The sequence below is a fragment of the Coleofasciculus sp. FACHB-712 genome (assembly GCF_014695635.1).
GTDB lineage: Bacteria > Cyanobacteriota > Cyanobacteriia > Cyanobacteriales > FACHB-T130 > FACHB-T130.
Genome location: NZ_JACJOQ010000633.1, coordinates 20810 through 40275, shown reverse-complemented (window position 1 = coordinate 40275; position 19466 = coordinate 20810). Strand labels below are relative to the sequence as shown.

At 48.9% G+C, this 19466-nt stretch carries 14 protein-coding genes and 1 pseudogene; 9 read left to right on the top strand and 6 right to left on the bottom strand.

Annotated elements, in window-relative coordinates; all coding sequences use genetic code 11:
• Both H6F50_RS23740 and H6F50_RS23735 read left to right on the top strand, forming a co-directional pair.
• Positions 1-899, top strand: an 899-nt coding sequence (locus H6F50_RS23740) for a BCD family MFS transporter (protein WP_190430584.1), incomplete at its 5' end; no start/stop codon positions are given.
• A 73-nt stretch (positions 900-972) separates the two neighbouring features.
• Positions 973-1779 (top strand): inositol monophosphatase family protein, encoded by an 807-nt coding sequence (locus tag H6F50_RS23735; protein WP_190416080.1) that lies wholly within the window; start codon positions 973-975, stop codon positions 1777-1779.
• 167 nt (positions 1780-1946) lie between these two features.
• Here H6F50_RS23735 and ggt read toward each other — a convergent pair whose 3' ends face one another.
• The 3 genes from ggt to H6F50_RS23695 all read right to left on the bottom strand — a co-directional run bounded on the left by ggt (position 1947) and on the right by H6F50_RS23695 (position 9221).
• The gene (gene ggt / locus H6F50_RS23730) at positions 1947-3626 is read right to left on the bottom strand and encodes a gamma-glutamyltransferase (protein WP_242029189.1); all 1680 of its coding nucleotides are present in this window, start codon (positions 3624-3626) and stop codon (positions 1947-1949) included.
• A gap of 169 nt (positions 3627-3795) precedes the next feature.
• Positions 3796-9036, bottom strand: coding sequence for a PAS domain S-box protein (locus H6F50_RS26670; RefSeq protein ID WP_199292341.1), 5241 nt, complete (start codon positions 9034-9036; stop codon positions 3796-3798).
• On the bottom strand, positions 9030-9221 hold the full coding sequence (locus tag H6F50_RS23695; protein ID WP_190430582.1) for a hypothetical protein: 192 nt from the start codon (positions 9219-9221) through the stop codon (positions 9030-9032). Before H6F50_RS23695 ends, H6F50_RS26670 begins: the two co-directional genes overlap by 7 nt.
• Positions 9222-9479: 258 nt before the next feature.
• Between H6F50_RS23695 and H6F50_RS23690 the strand changes: the two genes are divergently transcribed.
• The 3 genes from H6F50_RS23690 to H6F50_RS23680 all read left to right on the top strand — a co-directional run bounded on the left by H6F50_RS23690 (position 9480) and on the right by H6F50_RS23680 (position 13256).
• On the top strand, positions 9480-11021 hold the full coding sequence (locus H6F50_RS23690; RefSeq protein ID WP_190416076.1) for a DEAD/DEAH box helicase family protein: 1542 nt from the start codon (positions 9480-9482) through the stop codon (positions 11019-11021).
• Positions 11022-11059: 38 nt separating this feature from the next.
• Positions 11060-12274 (top strand): DUF790 family protein, encoded by a 1215-nt coding sequence (locus tag H6F50_RS23685; protein ID WP_190416075.1) that lies wholly within the window; start codon positions 11060-11062, stop codon positions 12272-12274.
• A 556-nt stretch (positions 12275-12830) separates the two neighbouring features.
• A complete protein-coding gene (locus H6F50_RS23680) occupies positions 12831-13256 on the top strand; it encodes a hypothetical protein (RefSeq protein WP_190430581.1) in 426 nt (141 codons plus the stop codon).
• Positions 13257-13359: 103 nt separating this feature from the next.
• On the opposite strand, the gene H6F50_RS23675 is transcribed toward H6F50_RS23680, so the two are convergent.
• The 3 genes and pseudogenes from H6F50_RS23675 to H6F50_RS23665 all read right to left on the bottom strand — a co-directional run bounded on the left by H6F50_RS23675 (position 13360) and on the right by H6F50_RS23665 (position 16941).
• Positions 13360-13662: an RNA-binding protein gene (locus H6F50_RS23675; RefSeq protein ID WP_190416073.1), complete on the bottom strand. Its 303-nt coding sequence runs from the start codon at positions 13660-13662 to the stop codon at positions 13360-13362.
• 168 nt (positions 13663-13830) lie between these two features.
• Positions 13831-14061, bottom strand: coding sequence for a hypothetical protein (locus tag H6F50_RS23670; protein ID WP_190416072.1), 231 nt, complete (start codon positions 14059-14061; stop codon positions 13831-13833).
• A 176-nt stretch (positions 14062-14237) separates the two neighbouring features.
• Positions 14238-16941 (bottom strand): annotated as a pseudogene (locus H6F50_RS23665) (HAD-IC family P-type ATPase).
• A 252-nt stretch (positions 16942-17193) separates the two neighbouring features.
• On the opposite strand from H6F50_RS23665, the gene H6F50_RS23660 reads away from it, so the two are divergent.
• The 4 genes from H6F50_RS23660 (at position 17194) to H6F50_RS27800 (ending at position 19301) form a co-directional block, all read left to right on the top strand.
• Positions 17194-17850 (top strand): CAP domain-containing protein, encoded by a 657-nt coding sequence (locus tag H6F50_RS23660; RefSeq protein WP_242029188.1) that lies wholly within the window; start codon positions 17194-17196, stop codon positions 17848-17850.
• Between the two features lie 255 nt (positions 17851-18105).
• Entirely contained in the window at positions 18106-18294 is a 189-nt protein-coding gene (locus tag H6F50_RS23655; RefSeq protein WP_190416070.1) for a hypothetical protein, read from the top strand.
• Between the two features lie 184 nt (positions 18295-18478).
• Complete coding sequence (locus H6F50_RS23650; RefSeq protein ID WP_190430580.1) at positions 18479-19192, top strand: pentapeptide repeat-containing protein; 714 nt, start codon at positions 18479-18481, stop codon at positions 19190-19192.
• A complete protein-coding gene (locus H6F50_RS27800; RefSeq protein WP_277879379.1) occupies positions 19173-19301 on the top strand; it encodes a hypothetical protein in 129 nt (42 codons plus the stop codon). The genes H6F50_RS23650 and H6F50_RS27800 overlap by 20 nt, the downstream gene beginning before the upstream one ends.
• Positions 19302-19466: the final 165 nt, after the last annotated feature.

Genomic DNA, 19466 nt, shown 5'->3' with positions numbered 1-19466 from the left:
CTATGCTGATGGTGGGAATTGTTATCGGGGCAATTCTTGGCAGCAGTTTGCTCAAGCAAGTCGGCACAGACGCACCCCTATCAGCATTGCAAGCCTCGATCGACCGCTTGTTTGTAATTGTACCGGCGACCGTGGTGGGTCTGGCATTGCTGGCGACGGTGGGCGTTGAGAAAAAATATTCGCGCTATACCTCTCGTTCCACTTTAGTCGAGCGAGAAGATAGCATTACCTTGGGTAAGGCATTGCGAGTGTTAACCGCTAACCGGCAAACGGGAATCTTTTTCACGTTTTTGCTGGTAATGACGATTAGTTTGTTTATGCAGGAAGCAGTCTTAGAACCTTATGGGGGCGAAGTTTTCGGAATGCAAGTTTCGGAAACAACCAAGCTGAATGCTTACTGGGGATTGGGAACGCTGATTGGAATTAGCAGCACTGGTTTCTTGATTGTGCCGCGCCTAGGTAAGCAAAAAACAGCTAAGCTAGGCTGTCTGTTAGTAGCCGCTTGTTTCGTGTTGATTATCCTGTCAGGATTTAGCCAAAATCAAAAGTTATTGCAGGGTGCGTTATTCTTGTTTGGTCTTGCCTCTGGTGTCACAACCACCGGCGCGATTAGCTTAATGCTGGATCTGACAGCAGCGGAAACGGCAGGTACGTTTATCGGTGCTTGGGGATTGGCGCAGGCAATGGCACGGGCACTGGCAACCGTGACAGGGGGTGCTGTTTTGGATGTGGGGAAAAAGCTATTTGCAAACCCGGTACTTTCTTATGGATTGGTCTTTGCGCTGCAATCCGTGGGGATGGTGCTAGCGGTTTGGTTCCTCAGTCGAGTAAATGTGTCAGAATTTCGCACAGATGCCAAAAATGCGATCGCAACTGTCCTGGAAGGTGAATTAGACTAACGAATTGCGAATAGATCATCGCTAATGGTGAATTGTATTGCCATTAGCCATCAACCCCGAACCACGAACGCAGATGACAGATTTTTGGGAGAAGGTTCTCAGCTTTGCACAAGAGACGACTGTTAGACTCGGTGAGCAACTGCTGCAAGATTTTGGACAGATCCAGGCAGAACATAAAGCAGATGGGAGTTTGGTAACGCAGGCAGATAAGTGGGCGGATCGAGAAATTCGAGAAGCGATCGCTCGCACATTCCCGACTCACGATGTTTTAAGCGAAGAGGCAGAACATACTTTTTTCGGTTCCGAATGGTGCTGGGTGATCGATCCGGTTGATGGCACCACCAATTTTACGCGGGGAATCCCGATTTGGGGAATTTCAATGGGGTTGCTTTATCAAGGCACTCCGGTATTCGGGTACGTGTATTTTCCCCCCACCAGACAATCTTTTCACGGTTTTTGGCACGGTGAAGGTGGTGACAATGGTGCTTTTTTAAATAATCGCCCGATTCACACTAGTCCAGATGCTCCGAGTAATAGTCACTTCTTCTGCGTGTGTGCCAGAAGTACCTCTATTTTGCAGAAACCTTTCCCCTGCAAAATCCGGATGCTGGGCGTCACTACCTACAATTTCCTGGCAGTTGCTTCCGGTACCAGCTTGGGCGGGGTTGAATCTACCCCCAAAGTTTGGGATATTGCAGCAGTCTGGGCAATTTTGCAGGCGGCGGGTGGGGTTTGGATACCGCTAAATTCAAAACCCGTGTTTCCTTTGCAAAAAGGAGTAAATTATGGCAGTATTTCTTTCCCGACTTTAGTCGTGAGTCGTCCCGAACTCGTCTCAACTTTTCAACCTTTAGTGCAATTTTTGGGCAATAACAATTGACACTCCCGCTCTTTAAGGAAAGCTTCTCACATCTAGCTGAGGGCGGTTGAAATCAATCCTCTTCCCTGAGCCCTCTTCCCTGACTCCTCAGCCCTCACTCTTTTTCTCTCAGCCCTCAGTCCTCAGTCCTCAGTCCTCAGCCCTCAGTCCTCTTCCCTCAGCCCTCTCTAATAACCGCTTGGGGCACCTTCGCCGCGAGGATCGGCAGCCCCTTCTAATAAGCCATCAGGAGTAACGACGATCGCGTTCGCATTTCCCCAAGGCGATCGCTCTTCGATTTTGTGCCCTCGACGACTCAGTTCTGCAAGCGTGGCAGCGTCTAAACCGTAAGGTTCCACGTTCAGCTTGTCAGGAAGCCATTGATGATGGATGCGGGGGGCAGAAACGGCGGCACCGGCATCCCTGCCGTATTCCAGGACGTTGAGGACAACTTGCATCACGGTAGTAATGATCGTGCTACCTCCAGGCGCACCGACAGCCATCCGCAGCTTGCCATTTTCGGTGACGATCGTTGGGGTCATACTGGAGAGGGGAATTTTGCCGGGAGCGATCGCATTCGCTTCACCGCCCACTAATCCAAAAACGTTGGGAACTCCCGGCGCAGCGGCAAAATCGTCCATCTCGTCATTTAGCAGAATCCCCGTTCCCGGCACCACCACACCCGATCCAAAGCCGTAGTTAATCGTAAACGTGAGGCTGACAGTATTGCGCTCCTCATCGACTACCGTTAAATGAGACGTATCTTGCGATTCCTTGGGCTTGCCAAAGCCCTGTAGCGTCTCCTGATTCCCTGCCTTTACCTCAGTGGAAGATCGCGCCCGTTCCAGACTAATTTCCTGGCGTCTTTTGGCGGCGTATGCCGGATTAATCAACGCATTAACCGGAACTTTCACAAAATCCGGATCGCCCAAATGTACAGCCCGATCCGCATAAGCAATCCGCATTGCTTCCACCATCAAATGCAGGGAGTCTGGGTGGTGCCATCCTTTGGATTTTAAGTCAGTTTCCCCAATAATATTTAAGATTTGCAGCAGGTGAACGCCTCCCGACGAAGGCGGCGGCATCGAGCAAATCCGAGCAGCGCGGAAATTGCCGCAGACGGGGGCACGCCAAGTCGTTTTGTAAGATTTTAAATCTTCAAGGGAAATCAACCCCCCATTTTTTGCCATATCGCTGGCGATCGCGCGGGCAATGCCGCCAGTATAGAAGTCTTGAGGATTGAGGGCGATCGCTTGTAAGGTTTTGGCTAAATCTTTTTGTACCAGTTTCTCTCCCGGTGCAAACAAAGTGCCGTTCGGCGCAAAAATTTGTCGGGCTGCGGGATTATTGAGAATGGCATCCTTGCGGTTTCCCGCAACTTGGGCAAAACGCGAGGTAGGGTTGATCGTAGAGCCTTCGTTGGCAAAACGAATCGCCGGTGCGATCGTTTCTTTCCAGGGAAGTTTGCCATACTGGCGATGGAGTTCATACAGTCCCGCCACCGTTCCGGGCACTGCTACTGACAAATATCCATTGACACTGGCATTGGGACGCACTTTCCCCGCTGCATCCAGGTACATATCCCGCGTTGCCTTCAGGGGGGCGCGTTCGCGGAAGTCAAGCGCTTTGATTTCGCCAGTTTTCTCCAAGCGTACCAGGGCAAAACCCCCGCCGCCGATCCCAGCCGAAAAAGGCTCGACAACGGAAATGGCAAAAGCAGTTGCCACGGCTGCATCGACTGCATTGCCTCCCTTACGTAACATACTCAACCCGGCATCACTTGCCAGTCGGTGAGCAGAGACAACCATCCCCCGTTTGCTTCGCAGAGGCTGTATAAATGCTGCGGGTGCTTTGTCGCACCAAGACATGGAGACAGAGACAAGAACTGTCACCAGTGCTGCGGAAAAACGCTTAGACCTCAGAGAAATAGGCATTATTGTGGCGCAACTGAGCGATCGCTTTTGCCACTAAAGATATCACTTACCACTAGCGATGATTGTTTTTTTTCTTGAACCAATGGCTTTTCCTTACCACCATTCAAGATTGGGTGCGTCCGGTGAGGTTAGCGATCGCTGTCGCTATCTCCACGGGGTTGACTGGCTTAGAAATGTGTACCTGGAAACCTGCTTGGAGCGCCTTGATACGGTCTTCAGCTCTGGCGTAGGCACTCAGCGCTACAGCCGGAATTGTTCTACCTTGTATATCCAGCGCCCTGACTTGACGAATCAGGTCGTAGCCATCTTCTTCCGGCATCCCAATATCGCTCACCAAGATATCCGGCTGCAAGCGGTGGAGGGCTTCCAGTGCTTCGCGGGCACTCGTCACAGCGGTGACTTGGGCGTGGTATTGCTCCAAGATGGCAGTTAGCACTTCGCGGGCGTCGGGTTCATCATCCACAATTAGCACTCGCAAGCCATCCAGCGTTACGGCACAGGAAGCGAAGTCGGCGGAGGAAGGAGGAAGGTGAGAATCTAATTCATCTTTCCGGTTTTCTGCTTCCTCCCTCCGGAGCGGTAAATTCACAATAAAGGTTGCGCCTAAGCCAATTCCGGGGCTTTGGGCGCGGACGGTTCCCCCTTGCAATTCTACGAGGTGGCGCACGATCGCAAGTCCAAGTCCGAGTCCGCCATGCGATCGCGTCGTTGTACCATCGGCTTGACGGAAGCGTTCAAATACATAAGGGAGAAAGTCGGCACTAATCCCTTGTCCCGTGTCAGTTACTCTGATTTCGGCATAGTTGGGAATCGGGAATGGTTCGTTCCCATTCCCCCTAGCTACAGAAAGTTGTACCTCGATCCGCCCTCCCTTGGGGGTGAACTTGACGGCGTTAGAAAGCAGATTCCAGACGACTTGCTGCAAACGAGCGGAATCGCCCAAAATGAGTCCGACTGAGCGATCGCATCTAGAGTCAATTTGAATGTTTTTCGCTGCTGCTGCGGGTAGCACCGTATCGATAGCCGCCTCAATCACGGGTACAAGTTCGATGGGACGCACATTTAGGCGCAACTTGCCGGTAATAATCCGCGAGACATCTAGGACATCCTCAATCAATTGAGACAGTGCCCTGGTATTGCGGTCGATGGTTTCCAGGGCGCGGGCGGCAGTGGCGGCGTCAAATTTCCGGGTACGCAGGAGTTGAGTCCATCCCAGCATGGCGTTGAGAGGCGTTCGCAGTTCGTGGGAAAGGGTCGCTAAAAACTCATCTTTGGTGCGGTTTGCTTCTTGGGCTTCCCGGTAAAGGCGTGCATTCTCAACCGCGACGGAAGCCATCTGTGCCAGTTGGACGAAGATGGCTTCATCTTGTTCGGTGAAGTCACCCTCGTATTTATCCGACAGTTGAATCAAACCGATATTTTTCCCGTTGTGTCCCGTCAGGGGTGCAGCTAGCCAGCCTCGGATCGGTAGATTATCAACAGTTTTGTCAAATTCTTTCCAAGCCGGATGTGCCTCTAGCTGGGCTTGCGTCATCCGCATCGAGCGGTTCCTTTGGCAGACAAGCGAGTAGATGCTCGTCGTCACATCAATTTTTTCAGGGGATTCGCGCCTGGGTGCATATTTGTCCGACACAGAGATGGCGTTGAGAGACTGCGCCCAGTCTTGATTAAAACTTAGTTTGGCGTGTGACTGGTGGGCACCGATGATCGTACGCGCTTGGTCAGCGATCGCTTGCAACCGCTCATCAATCGAGAGTGTAGAGTTGATGGCTAAAGCAGCATCCGCCAAGCCTCGAAGTTGGGTCGCCCGTTGTTGTTCGTTGAGCAAAAGTTGATTGCGTTCTTGCTCTAACTGCTTGCGATCGCTAATATCGGCAACAATGGACATACAGCTAAGATTTCCCTGAGCGTCACGCACTGGACACGCCCAGACGCTGATATCAACCAGTGAACCGTCCTTCTTTCGGCGACGTGTTTCTATAGCCGTTAATGTTCCGCCTTGCTCGATAGCATCAAGTTGTGCTATAAACTCGTCTCGTTTATCTTCTAGGATGCTAGGAAGAAAACAGCCGACTACCTCTTGTTCGCTCCAGCCGAAGATCCGCTCATCTGCTGGATTCCACAGTTTTACCGTTCCATCATCAATACTGAGAACTGTAATCCCCAGGGGACAAGCTTGAATCAGGCTGTCAAGAGTTTGGTTCGTTGCTTGCAGCGCTTCCTCAGCTCGCTTCCGTTCGCTGATGTCTTCAACCATGCCCAATCCATAGCAGGGGTTCCCTTCTCGATCGTAAATTGCCGTAGCTGTAAGATTAATCCATAAAATTTCCCCATTTTTCTTGATATAACGTTTTTCTACTTGATAGCGAGTTAGTTCACCTGTGAATAATTGCTCTGTATAGCGCCAATCTTTTTCAACATCTTCGGGGTGGGTAATCTCTGTAAAGGTCAATTGACTGAGTTCTTGCTCTGGGTATCCCAACATCTCACAGTAGGTTTTATTCATTTTGACCAAGCGACCGTTTATGTCAACCACGGAGATGCCAATGGGTGCCTCTTCAAAAAATTTCCGGAATCGTTCTTCGCTTTCTCGAAGTGCTTCCTCGGCTCGGACGCGCTCTGTAATATCTTCGTGTACCAAAACCACTTCGCGAATATTTCCGGTTTCATCTTTGACGGGATAGATGAAAGCCTGCGTCCAGCGTTCTTGCTTGTGGAAATCTCCTAGCTCCGAAACATAGTAGATGATGGGTGGCATGGCTGTCGCCTCGCCAGCAAATGCCTTTTGAATGTATGGCATGATGCCTTTAGCGACTAATTGCTCATCCTGCAACAGGTTGTATTCCGAAAGTTGGTCAAGCGTGATTCCCCAAAGTTTCTCCCAAGCCTGGTTGACCTGAAGAATCCGACCGTCGAGAGCCATAATTTGCGTACTCAATGGAGACTGATCTACCAAAGCTCGGAAGCGAGCTTCTGATATTCGCAATTCCTGCTCAGCGCGTTTGCGTAGCGTAGCGTGCCGCAGGCTTTCGCTTAAGTCAATCGCAAAACCCACGCCGATTTTGTTCGCTCCGCCCAGATAGCCTGTCCCCACTAGGACGGGAACCCTGGTGCCGTCTTTGCGGATGTATTCTTTCTCGAAAGGCGTATGGGTGCCTGTCTGCTGCATCTCCTCCATCGCCTGCACATCTAAATGCCGATATTCTGGCGGCGTCATTTCCGCCCAGTTCGCTTTTCCGGATAGCACTTCCTCCTGTGTATAACCGACGATGTTACAAAAGACATCGTTTGCCTCCAGGATATTGCCAGAAAAGTCCGCAATGATGACCCCGATAATATTTGAGTCAATCAAGCGTCTCGCCCGTGCTTCACTTTCTCGCAGAGCCTCTTCAGCTTGCTTGCGCTGGGTGATGTCGCGGGAAATGACCACGATCCCCTTAATGCTTTTATCCTGATTGTGCAGGGGGGCGACGATATATTCGTAGTGTTGCAAGCCGCTAGCACCTAAGAACTCGTTCTCATTTCTGATCGGTTCTCCGGTAGAGATGACTTCTTGTCTGTGAGCATCAAATCGGCTCATAATTTCTTCTGGCAAGCCGATATCTCGCCAAGTTTTGCCTACCAGCTCGCTTGGCTGGAATCCCACCACTTGGGCACCGCCAGCGCTTACATATTGGTAGCGGCCTTCACGATCGAAGATGTAAATGTGATCGACAGATGCCGAAAGAATTGCATCCAGCGTACTGGCTTGTTCTTGAAGCTCGTTTGCAAGTTGCCGAGATTTTTCTTCCGCTTGTTTGCGTAGCGTAGCGTGCCGCAGGCTTTCGCTAATGTCCTGTTGAGTTCCCCACGCTCGTACTAAAAAACCATTTTCCACAATTCCTACGAGGTTATTTAAGAAATATTTGGGATTTCCTTCTTTATCCACCTCATAGGATTCTGCATCGCTGAGTCGGTAGCCAGACTGAATAAACGCCCGCAAATATTCAATATTATGTGGCTCGGAGGGAATTAAAAAATCTTCTAATCTTACCCCAATAATTTCTTCTACACTACTAAACCCATACATTTGAGCCATGACCCGATTGCATTCAGCTAAGTATCCATGTTGGTAAAAACGCTGAATCTGCTCATCTTCTGTCACTTCTATGGGAATCGGTTGCTCAAGTTCAAATCGCCAAATTCCTTCTGAACTCCGCTCAATAAAAGCGCGGTAGCGTTCTTCGCTGTTCCGCAACAAGGCTTCAGCTTGCTTGCGCTCAGTAATGTCTCGAATAATACTTAAAACTATTTTTTTATTGCCAATTCCTAAGCTTTGGGCACTCACTTCTACCGGAAAATAACTCCCGTCTTTCCGGTAGTGAATGGTTTCAAACAAAATCCCTTCTTTGTCTGCTTGTTCAATTTGCTGAGCGATTAAATCCCGAGTTTGTGGCGCTCGTAAATCGTTAATCTTTAGGGAAATCAACTCTGATTTAGAGTAACCATAAGCCTTAACAGCAGCTTGGTTTGCTTCAATAATTTGACCATCAAGCTGAATATATAAAACAATGTCACGACTGTGTTGAGAAAGAAGTTGATATCGTTTTAATTCTTCCTCAGCGGCTTTGCGCTCGGTGACATCAGTTAACATCGCGATCGCTTTCGGCATCGCTTCACCTTTCGCGTCGCTGACACCGCCTTCATTAAAAATAAGATTTGTGGAGACAATTGCCCAAAGCGTCGAACCGTCTTTGCGGCGGTAACGGAAGTCAAACGGCTCTTTAATACCCTGTTTTCCTCGCTCCAAAGATTGCTCTAACTGAATGCGAGCCTCTTCATCCATGAAGTCAAAAATTGGACGACCGAGCATCTCTTCTACACCGTAACCGAACATCTCGGCTAACCGTTGATTGACGTACTCTATTCGCATTTGGGCATCCAATAACCAGATGCCCTCGTTAGCCGTCTCGACGATGCTACGATACCGCTCCTCGCTGGCTCGTACTTTTAATATGTTCTTCTCGGATCGATGCTTGGCAGCTTTTAATTCCGCGCTGAGCCAACTAATAAATAATGCCACCAACCCAAACACCGCCACTCGCAGGATGTCCCCTCCACCAAACAAAACTGAATGGAACGGCGGGATAAAAAAATAAGAAATCGTTAAAGTAGACAAAACAGTAGCTAACAGTCCCGGTTTCGAGCCGCCGTACCAGGAACTCAACATTACGGCAGCAAAAAAAAGTGGGGAAATGTGCGGCTGAATGTGCGGCAATAACCACAGCGTCAGTACCCCAGCACTAGCAACGGCGAGTACAGCAACACCGTAGCGCCGTAATCGAGGGTTGATTTTTTTTAACATATTCTGTTCTCCTGGCGGGTTCGGCATTTGGAGCGCTTTGCACTAATGCCAACACCGATTCTTAATGTAAAAAATGAAAAACGAATCTCCCGCGCCAGCGCGATCGCGTTGCGCTGACTTGTCAGTTCGCTGGTTCGCACATCTACCCTAGTGGCTCCTCGATCCGTATCATAGCCAGATGTCAAGGTCTAGCGCCTCTATATTGCAAAATACTGATGATGCCAGTGTTAAACACAAAAATCGGCTCCAATTACGCTGTTGCACAAGATTGCACCATACTGTAACAATTTTGTGAGGTTGGGTTGTAAGGTTAGGAGCATCTCTTTGCTACCCCCGATGCGTTCATCCTTTCATTAGGGAAAGCTCCAGTTACTGCAAGGGTTCAATCGCATTGTGCATTAAGTCTCCTAAAATTATCGGGGGATTAAGAATTTAAAAAAATAATGGCTCGTAGCCCTACTTTATCTTTTGATCGTGGCACTTTAATATTGCATCCGCCTCCTAGGGGCAAAGCTTGGGTGGAATATGCGACTTGGGACGATCGCGTGGAAAAGTTCCGCATTCCGGCGATGCACTATCGTCAACTGGTAGAAGCACTACAAGCGGAAGAAACAAATTTTATCGATGAGGCGAAGGGTTTTCAAGCGCTGGAACTCGTCGCCAGCATGGAAATGGAACCCTACCCGCATCAAACCGAGGCGCTAATGGCTTGGAAGCAAGCGGGACGTCAGGGAGTAGTGGTGCTGCCTACGGCGGCTGGGAAGACGTATCTGGCTCAACTGGCGATGCAGGCGACGCCGCGCAGTACGTTAATTGTGGTGCCGACACTGGATTTGATGCACCAGTGGTATGCTCACTTGACGGCGGCTTTTCCGGATGCAGAGGTGGGGTTGCTGGGAGGGGGTTCGCGGGATAGAACAGCAATTCTGGTTGCCACTTACGACAGTGCGGCAATTCATGCCGAAAATTTGGGCAATCGCTATGCCATGCTCGTGTTTGATGAGTGTCACCACTTACCGACTGATTTTAATCGGGTGATTGCCGAATATGCGATCGCTCCCTACCGACTGGGACTGAGTGCCACTCCAGAGCGTTCTGACGGCAAACACGCCGATCTAAATCTTCTCATTGGTTCCGAAGTTTACCGCAAAACGGCAGAGGAACTTTCGGGTTCGGCACTCGCTGAGCATGAGATCGTCCAGATTAAAGTCAAGTTATCGCAACTAGAGCGCGATCGCTACAACGAGTTAATTCAACTCCGCAACAACTTTTTGCGAGAGTCCAATATTTCTCTCGGCAGCATACAAGGCTGGCAGCAGTTTGTGATGAGAAGTGCCGGTTCGCCAGCAGGACGTCGGGCGATGCTAGCCCACCGGGAAGCGAAAGATATCGCCTTGGGTACAGACGGCAAACTGCGAATTCTCGCCAATTTGATTGCCGAACATCACCCAGAACGAATTCTGATTTTTACGGCTGATAACGCTACCGTTTATCGCATTTCCCAAGATTTCTTAATCCCAGCGATTACCCATCAAACGCCGGTGAAGGAACGCCACGAGATATTAACTCGGTTTCGGGAGGGAGAATACAAAACTCTGATCGCTTCCCACGTCCTGAATGAAGGGGTGGATGTCCCCGCCGCTAGCATCGCAATTATCTTATCCGGCACAGGTTCGCAGCGTGAGTTTATTCAGCGCATGGGGCGGGTTTTGCGGAAAAGTCAGGATAAAAATAAACGCGCTATTCTCTATGAGGTAGTGGCGGAAAATACCAGCGAGGAAGGTACATCCCAGCGGCGGCGGGGAGATAAGAAAAACGAACCGCCAAGGCGCAGAGAACGCGAAGAAAGAGAGGAGAAGAAAGGTAAACAATTGGAAATTTTGCCGTCGAAACCGATTTATGGGGTAAATTCTAATGTCGCTAAGCGAGCAGCGGAGTCACCGGCAAAATGGGGAGAGGAGGATGAACCACCCATTAGCGATTAGCAATTAGCAATTAGCAATTAGCAATTATCTAAATCCAAATGTTACCTACCGACCTTTTAATCCATCGTCAAAATGGCGAAACAATAGTCCCGAAGCGCTTAAATATTGATGCTCAGAATTTGGGGATTGCATCCGATCTGATTACCTGTTTTCAGGAAGCGCTTGGTTGTACGCAGGGAGAACTCGATCGCCAGTTGCTGGAGTTAGAAGGAGATAGTCCAGATTATCGCCTGAAGCGAGGACTTGCCCACATTCTCAAAAGCAGTTTGTGTACGTTTGAAATCGTCAGTCCCTTGGAACCGCAAGAATTGCGGGAACGAGTCTTTGCGCTGGCGGCTCAATCTGTTCCCAGCCCCCAAGCCTCGGCGCAGACACTAAGCTTATTAGCTGACAAACTTAGCCAGGAACTCGATCGAGAAGTGCTGGCAAGTCAAATTCGCATGGGACTTTACGCGGATTTAGCCGAGAATCGCATCCTCACCCAGTTTGACACTCCCACGCCCGAAAATTTGTTGCACCGCTACAATTTATCCCAGGTGCAGGGTGTCTTCTATCGTGCGAGTCAAATTACCCTGAATGCTCACCGCAACGTTCCGGGCGAATATAAGCTGTTATTCCGCTATCTCAAATTATTTCAATTGATGGCATATATTGAAGGCGATGCGGATCATGGCTTCACGATAACAGTGGATGGCCCTACCAGTTTATTTAAGCCGAGTACGCGCTATGGGTTAGCGATCGCTAAACTCCTCCCAGCTTTACTCCACGTCACTAAATGGAGTCTCAGCGCCACGCTGCAAAACCGCGATGCCTTCACTGGCAACTGGAAAACCGGACGCTTTACGCTGAATTCTGAATGTGGTTTGGTGTCCCACTATCCACCTGGCAAGCCTTATGACAGTATGTTAGAGGCGTCCTTTGCCGACCGCTGGGACGCGCTGAAAAGTGAATGGGTATTAGAAAGAGAAGTTGACCTTATCCCCATTCCAGGCAGTGTCATGATTCCTGACTTTCGCCTCGTGCATCCTGATGGTCGCACGTTCTTACTCGAAATAGTCGGCTACTGGCGTCCCGAATACTTGCAAAAGAAGTTTTCTCAGGTGCGTCGCGCTGAATGCGAGAACTTAATTTTAGCGATTTCTGAGCGGCTAAATTTGGAGAAAGCCGGTGTTAAACTGAACGATGTACCGGCAAGAATTGTTTGGTTTAAAGATAAATTAGCACCCAAGGCGGTGCTAGCGGCAATGGATTAATCTCTACTTGCTTTCAGAAGAGTGCATTCGTCGCTCTGCTCATCATGACAGCTCACTTTGGCAATTTGTTTTGGCAATTTGTTATCAACGCTACCGAAATCCAGTTAATCTACTTTTAAATATTTTCTCGCTTCTACGTAACTTTCCGATTCCCTACTTGCATAGAAAACTATATAGCAATTTTCGTTTGGATGCAGTACAGTTTAAACTCCCTCCGGCTTCTCCCCGAAAGCAGAGTGGGGTTTGAGGTTCAATGTGGAGCGCACACTTAGCGAGAACCGCGATCGCAACTCTCGAAAAAGAATTTTTTTAAGGTAGGGACTGCCCCAATACTGCTCGTTTAAAAATAATAATTTTAGCTTGACTTTAGCAGCAAAAAAAACAACAAATACTAATTTTGGTGGTTTAGCTCTCGTCAAATCTTATTAAGGAGTGCCCACTACTTAAGCCTTGAGTATACTTTACTTCTACTTCTATCGGAAGTAGGAAGACGATTACAGAGGAATGAGTTTTAATCAAGTGCATCCCGATTTTAGGAGAAACCAAGTAGATACCGATGAATAAAGATCTTAAAACTCAAATTAAAACGCGAATTGGCATGATGTTGGTTGTGAGTGCTGGAATTTTGCTGAGTTTTCCAGCTACTGCACTAATTAATAGTCCTAATAATCACTCCAATGCTGGTAGTGGCTCCGAGCAAGCTGATTTAACTGTGAGTAGCCAAGAGTTATTCGCTCAAGATGCGCCAGCCAGCCCCGAAGATAGTCCCGAAGATAGTCCCGAAGCCAGTCCTGAAGCCAGTCCCGAAGCTAGCCCTGAAGCCAGTCCTGAAGCTAGTCCTGAAGCCAGTCCTGAAGCTAGCCCCGCAGCTAGTCCTTCAACCACAAGTACTATGAACAACAACAACACCGACCTCATGCCAGGAATTTGGCTATGTTTAAATAATCCTAGCCCGCAGTGTGGTAATCCCCCCAGACCTTAAACTCTCCACCTGTCTGGAGTGCGAAGGGGGCGCGAAGGGAGCGCGATCGCACTCCAGCGACCAATAAAAAAGCCCCCATTTCTGGGGGCTTCTTCTTTATGTTTTAGTAGCGACGAGAGAAACTGTTGTTTCTGCGACCGCCACCATCGGACGAACTTCTGTCTTCGCGGGGCTTGGCTTTATTCACTTTCATGTCACGACCCATCCATTCAGCACCATCCAGGGCTTCAATGGCAGCTGTTTCTTCAGCCTCGGTAGACATTTCCACAAAACCAAAGCCGCGCGGACGACCTGTTTCGCGGTCAGTGGGTAGCTGAACCCGCTTTACAGAACCATATTCTGCAAAAACGCCGGTTAAATCGGCTTCGGTAACGTCGTAGGACAAATTACCTACATAAATAGACATAGATCGACTCCAAAATCATAGGAACGTGGAGATTTAGATTTCGGAGAGGAGTCTGTTAAGACCAAGACGAAAAAGCCAGTCAATAAAAACAAAACCTTGCAACCGAATCAACTCTCATTTGCGATGATAGCATTTTAGGATTTGATCTGGAAAAGAGCCATAAAAGTATTACAAAACGCAATATTGAGGATGATGTAGGGGCAAGAGGCGCTCGCATACTTGGATCGGCAGTTCTCTCCCCTTCTCTCCACTTAACCGAGGATAACGGTGCGCGATCGCATCAAAAGAGTCAGTACCCGCATGGGCGAGGAGACTCCATCCTGACAGCCCTATTTTCCAGTGAAATCCAAAGCGCTGAGTGCTGACAAAATGTATCTTCAAGAACACGTTAAGCTGCATAGAAACTGTAAGTAAGTTTGGGTTGTTTGGAATCAGCAACCAGAAGCACAGAATTTGGACGGGTCTACGCGCTTAAACAACAAGCCATGTCTTCAGCCTTGCAGCCAGAATCGGATAGCTACTGACAACAGATGCGATAACCGCAAGCTTTCTACAACTCAAAATCTAAAATGGGATTAGTGTTGTGGATCAAAGCGATTGACGAAGGCGGCTACTGCAATCATTGGCAACCCCACCAACAGGCAAATGAGCCATTGATTTAAGTTCAGTGGTGTTGTTGAGAATAAGCCATTCATTAGGCTCCACTGACTGAAGATTACTTGCAAAAGCACAGTGCAGGCAATCCCAATTGCTAGGGCTGGAGAATTGCGAATGCGTCCGATGCCACGAATTTTGGCGATGACAGCATTTCCAAAGTGGCTAATGCTTAAAAGATAAAAGATTCTCCCGACCACTAAAGCCTGGATTGCCATTGTGCGGGCTAACTCAATATTCCCGGTTGTTTGTTTCATCCATTCAAATACGCCAAAAATTACAATCCAGTTAAAAGCAGAAATTACTAAGATCCGCTTTAACAGACTGCCAGAAAGCAAGGGTTCATTCGGGTTGCGTGGAGGCTGTTGCATCACCTGCTGAGATTTAGGCTCAAAGGCTAAGGGGACGGTCATTGCAATGGAATTAACCATATTTAGCCAGAGAACTTGTAAAGATAAGATGGGCAATTCTCTAGCGAGTAACACGCTAATCAAAATCGTCATCGATTCGCCACCATTAACGGGGAGAATGAAGGCGATCGCTTTCAGGAGATTTCGGTAAACGGTACGACCTTCCTCAACAGCCGCTTCTATTGAGGCAAAGTTATCATCGGTCAAAATCATATCGGCGGCTTCTTTTGCCACCTCAGTCCCCGCACCTCCCATTGCAATCCCAATATCTGCTTGCTTGAGTGCAGGCGCATCGTTAACCCCATCCCCGTTTTTGTTCCGGTGCGACGCGGGCAAATACGACTCCATCTTCTACCGCCGTCGCCAGTTCTTGTTCATTCATTTGAGCAAGTTCTTGTCCGGTAAAGGCCAGAACTTCCCCATGCCTTTTCAATTCCATGCGAGAAGCGATCGCTGCGGCGGTGACAGCATGATCGCCCGTAATCATTTTGACTTGAATCCCCGCTTCCTGACAGGCTTGCACGGCGGCGATCGCTTCTTTTCGCGGCGGATCGATCATGCCCTGCAATCCGATAAAAATCAGATTCTTTGCAATATCACCATGATCTACTGATTGTTGCTCGGCTGACACGGGCTTCTTCGCCAACGCCAACACCCGTAGCCCCTGTTCTGCCATTGCATCGACTTCCCGATGCACCGTTTGTCCAGCCACAGGGATCAAACTCCCATCAGCATCTAGCATCTGCTGAGAGCGCTGGAGAATTGCCTCCACCGAACCCTTCACGTAAATCGTCGTACCGGGGTTTCCCCGCCCGTCCCCATCGCTTTTACCTTCATGCAACGTTGCCATGTACTGAAATTCAGACTCAAACGGAATAACATCCAACCTAGGCATTTCTCGCTCTAAGTTTGACTGCTTTAATCCCACTTTATTGGCAACAGCAATTAAAGCTCCCTCTGTCGGATCGCCAATCACAACCCATTGCTCGTCCTTGACTTCTAGATGGGAGTCATTGCATAACAATCCGGCTTTTAAACACTCTAGAAGAACGGGGAAATTGTTCAGGTTGATCGGCTTTTCTTCTAACAGGATTTCCCCTGCCGGATTGTAGCCGCTACCGCTGGCTGTATAGTGCTGACCTCCGGCATAAATAACTTGTACCGTCATCTGGTTTTCAGTCAAGGTGCCGGTTTTGTCAGAACAAATGACTGTGGCACCACCCAGAGTTTCAACGGCTGGCAACTTACGGACAATGGCGTGACGACGCGCCATGCGGGAAACGCCAATCGCCAGCGTCACCGTCACAACGGCGGGTAATCCTTCGGGAATCGCACTCACTGCTAAGGCTACGGCAGCTTCAAACATTTTTACCCAGGAATTGCCGTACCCCCATCCCACTGCAAACGTCAGCGCGGCGACTCCTAGAATGACGTACAGCAACTTTCGACTGAATTTGTCAAATTTGCGAGTTAAGGGGGTTGTCAGGCTGCTTCCCCGATCCATTAACTGGGAGATTCGCCCGGTTTCAGTCGCCTCCCCAATTGCCACCACAACGCCCCTGGCAGTACCAAATGTCACGAAGCTGCCAGCATAAGCCATATTGGTTCGCTCCGCCAAGGGTGCGTCTAGGTGCAAAAGCGGGGCCTCTGTTTCCGCCTCTTTTTGTACTGCAACCGACTCGCCGGTGAGTGCAGATTCGTTCACTTGCAAGTTACGCACCTTCACCAGTCGCAAATCGGCGGGTACTTTGTCTCCAGAAGTGAGGAGTACGAGATCGCCCGGTACTAACTCAGTCGAAGGAACTTGTACTTTTTGACCTTCGCGCAGTACATTTGCATCTGTTTGGACAGAAGAAGCTAAGGCAGCGATCGCGCTTTCGGCTTTTGATTCTTGGACAAATCCGATAATGGCGTTAATTAGCGTCACGCCCCAAATTACCCACGCATTCACCCATTCCCCTAGAAATGCCTTGACTGCACCAGCAATTAACAAGATATACAGGAGCGGTTGGTTAAATTGCTGGAGAAATCGCACTAAGGGACTTTTTCCGGCTTTACCCTTGAGTTCGTTCGCTCCAAAACGTTCCTGTCGCTTTGTTACTTCAGCGGATGTCAAACCTGTTTCTATGTTGCTGTCTAAATTCTGAGCAATTTCTCCCACAGGTAGATGATGCCACTGATTTCCCACTGATTTCTCTTTCGCTGTTGCTGTCATTTTGTTGGCTCCTCTAGAGGCAAGAAGTCTATCTGTTGCAGACAAAAAACCAAAAAGTATGAGTTTCTTGCATAGATTCTGTTTTCTTTAGTGTTAGTAACAAATGTGACTAGAAAGTGACAGCGATCGCAAACAAAGTCGAATGTGCCGATTGTCGTCCAGCACAGCCATCTCGGTTCTCGCTAAGCTGAGAATACTAGCTCAACATGATGGCTGATGCCAGCAGCGATGAATCACAAAAGGATTTTTCGATTGATTCAAATTCAACAAACTAAAACAGCAACCAGCAGAAGCATACCCGCGCAAAATTTAAAGGCAACCATCAGGCGTCAGCGACGACCAAGGATAGCTTGGATATTCTGGATACCGATGGCTCTAGGATTGGTGGGGTGCGAACCTGCCGCAGAGTTATTGCGGCAATTGCCTGGACAGGATGTACCCGAAGCGCCGAAATTGCCTAACAGCGCCGCTCAATCCCCCACCAGTGCCCAAATGGAAGCTTCTGTCCGTCAGCGGATCAATGAAGTCCGCCAAAAGAATGGCTTAAATCCACTTCAAAACAACGAAAAATTAGCACGGGTTGCTCGCAATTACAGTCAGAAGATGGCTCGTGAGAACTTCTTCAGCCACGATAGTCCAGACGGCAGCACTTTGACTAAACGGGTTCGTGCGGGGGGAATCTCCTACTGGATGGTCGGGGAAAATTTGTTTAAAAGTGTGAATGCTCCCCAACCCGTACCGTTAGCTGTTGAAGGATGGATGAATAGTCCCGGACATCGTGCAAATATTTTGCAAGCCGAATACGCCGAGACGGGTATCGGAGTTTGGCGGCAAGGAAACACTTGTTACATTACGCAGTTATTCTTGCGATCGCAATTTTCACCCAAAGATTTATTCAAGAAATTGTGATGACAATTGCTTGACGACGATCTGAAACCTGAAACTGCTGTCATTAAAGAAAAAGCCCTCTTGCTGTTGAACAAGAGGGCTGTATTTTATGGTGTGAGGAGTAGAACTTTGCAGTTCTTACTATCAGCCTACTCAGCGAATGTGACGTTTTGGTGACTATCCGATGACATTTCTTACACCATCAGCATTGGCTGCCATCCATCAATTAGAAGAAGCATCGCTGCCGCTGCATCCCCAGATTTAGAACGACAATGCATGGCTAAGTGTTTAGAAAGCTGCCTGTGTCGGGTTAGCAGAAAAACCTATTGCATCATTCAGGCACTCGCCAAGGCAGCGGATAGAGATATAGAGAACGGCTTAATCTTTTTCGGAGCATACGCCGGACGCGCAGACCGAATTATGTCTGTCGCTGAGGTGATGGCGGAGTTAACCGGAACGTGTTGAGATCGAATCGGGTGCGTACCTGCTTGTAGCGGGATCTCTTTTAGCGATCGCATTTCCTGACAAGTTCCTCAAACTGCGTTTCTATAATGAGACTGGGGAATAATACCTAGCTTGAACGGTGATGGCTGAGCGAACCTCTTTTCAAGGGAACCCCCTACAGTTGCAACACTTAAAGGCAACAGAGATGACTATTGAAGAGATCCTGAATCGGTATGCCGAAGGCAAACGAAGCTTTCAAAGGGTCAACCTGCGAGAGGTTGATTTGCAGAATGCTCACTTTCATGGTGTGAACTTCAATCAGGCAGATTTACGGCAAGCGCGATTGGGTAAAACGGACTTTAGCCGAGCCAGCTTCCGGGAGGCAGACCTCAGCGAAGCGCTCTTGTGCGGAACTGATTTGAGCGAAGCTGATTTGGATCGAGCCATTCTACGAGAGGCAGACTTGAGTGGTGCCGAGCTGAGTTACGCCAATCTGGAGCGAGCGAACTTGAGTAAAGCAACCTTAGGAGGTGCGAATTTAGTCCGCGCCAGATTATTTCGTGCCAATTTGTTTGACGCCAATTTGCATTCTACGTCCGACCAAGCGACGGATTTGAGTCATGCGATTTTCAGCGATGCAGACCTGTGCTACGCCAATTTGAGTGGAGCTGTTTTGTATCGGGCAAATCTAAATGGTGCAAAGCTTTGCCGCGCTCATTTAAATCGAACGCCACAACAAGGAATGAAATCAACCGATTTGAGCGAAGCCAACTTGCGAGGAGCTGACTTGAGTTATGCCGATCTTACAGGAGCAATTTTACGCAAGGCCAATTTGAGAGATGCTGATTTGACAGGCGCTGTGCTGACGGATGCAGAGTTGCAGGGAGCCATTATGCCGGATGGCTCGGTGCATGATTGAGGGGCGATCGCTCTGCGTCTTAGGGCGATCGCAATCCTACAGCACCGTTCAGTGCGTGAAGCGTAGCTATCTCGTAGGAAATCGCGGTCTGGACTTGGCATTTTTTTAAGAATGCTCCATTATCACTTAAGATGTACAGCTTCGATTGACAATAATATGCCAGAACTAACATATTTAAGAGATGAGTACATCGTTAGAAACCTGTTGAATGGGTTGAAAGATCCCTTGAGGATTTGAAATGTTTCTCACAGGAGGATACTTACAAATTACCTTT

Excerpts from the sequence above, each read along its gene's own strand:
- H6F50_RS23690 (WP_190416076.1), top strand. The coding sequence starts at position 9,480 with ATGGCTCGTAGCCCTACTTTATCTTTTGATCGTGGCACTTTAATATTG.
- H6F50_RS23655 (WP_190416070.1), top strand. The coding sequence starts at position 18,106 with ATGGCTAAGTGTTTAGAAAGCTGCCTGTGTCGGGTTAGCAGAAAAACC.
- H6F50_RS23650 (WP_190430580.1), top strand. The coding sequence starts at position 18,479 with ATGACTATTGAAGAGATCCTGAATCGGTATGCCGAAGGCAAACGAAGC.
- H6F50_RS23685 (WP_190416075.1), top strand. The coding sequence starts at position 11,060 with ATGTTACCTACCGACCTTTTAATCCATCGTCAAAATGGCGAAACAATA.
- H6F50_RS23680 (WP_190430581.1), top strand. The coding sequence starts at position 12,831 with ATGAATAAAGATCTTAAAACTCAAATTAAAACGCGAATTGGCATGATG.
- H6F50_RS27800 (WP_277879379.1), top strand. The coding sequence starts at position 19,173 with ATGGCTCGGTGCATGATTGAGGGGCGATCGCTCTGCGTCTTAGGGCGA.
- H6F50_RS23735 (WP_190416080.1), top strand. The coding sequence starts at position 973 with ATGACAGATTTTTGGGAGAAGGTTCTCAGCTTTGCACAAGAGACGACT.
- H6F50_RS26670 (WP_199292341.1), bottom strand. The coding sequence starts at position 9,036 with ATGTTAAAAAAAATCAACCCTCGATTACGGCGCTACGGTGTTGCTGTA.
- H6F50_RS23670 (WP_190416072.1), bottom strand. The coding sequence starts at position 14,061 with ATGCAGCTTAACGTGTTCTTGAAGATACATTTTGTCAGCACTCAGCGC.
- H6F50_RS23675 (WP_190416073.1), bottom strand. The coding sequence starts at position 13,662 with ATGTCTATTTATGTAGGTAATTTGTCCTACGACGTTACCGAAGCCGAT.
- ggt (WP_242029189.1), bottom strand. The coding sequence starts at position 3,626 with ATGTCTTGGTGCGACAAAGCACCCGCAGCATTTATACAGCCTCTGCGA.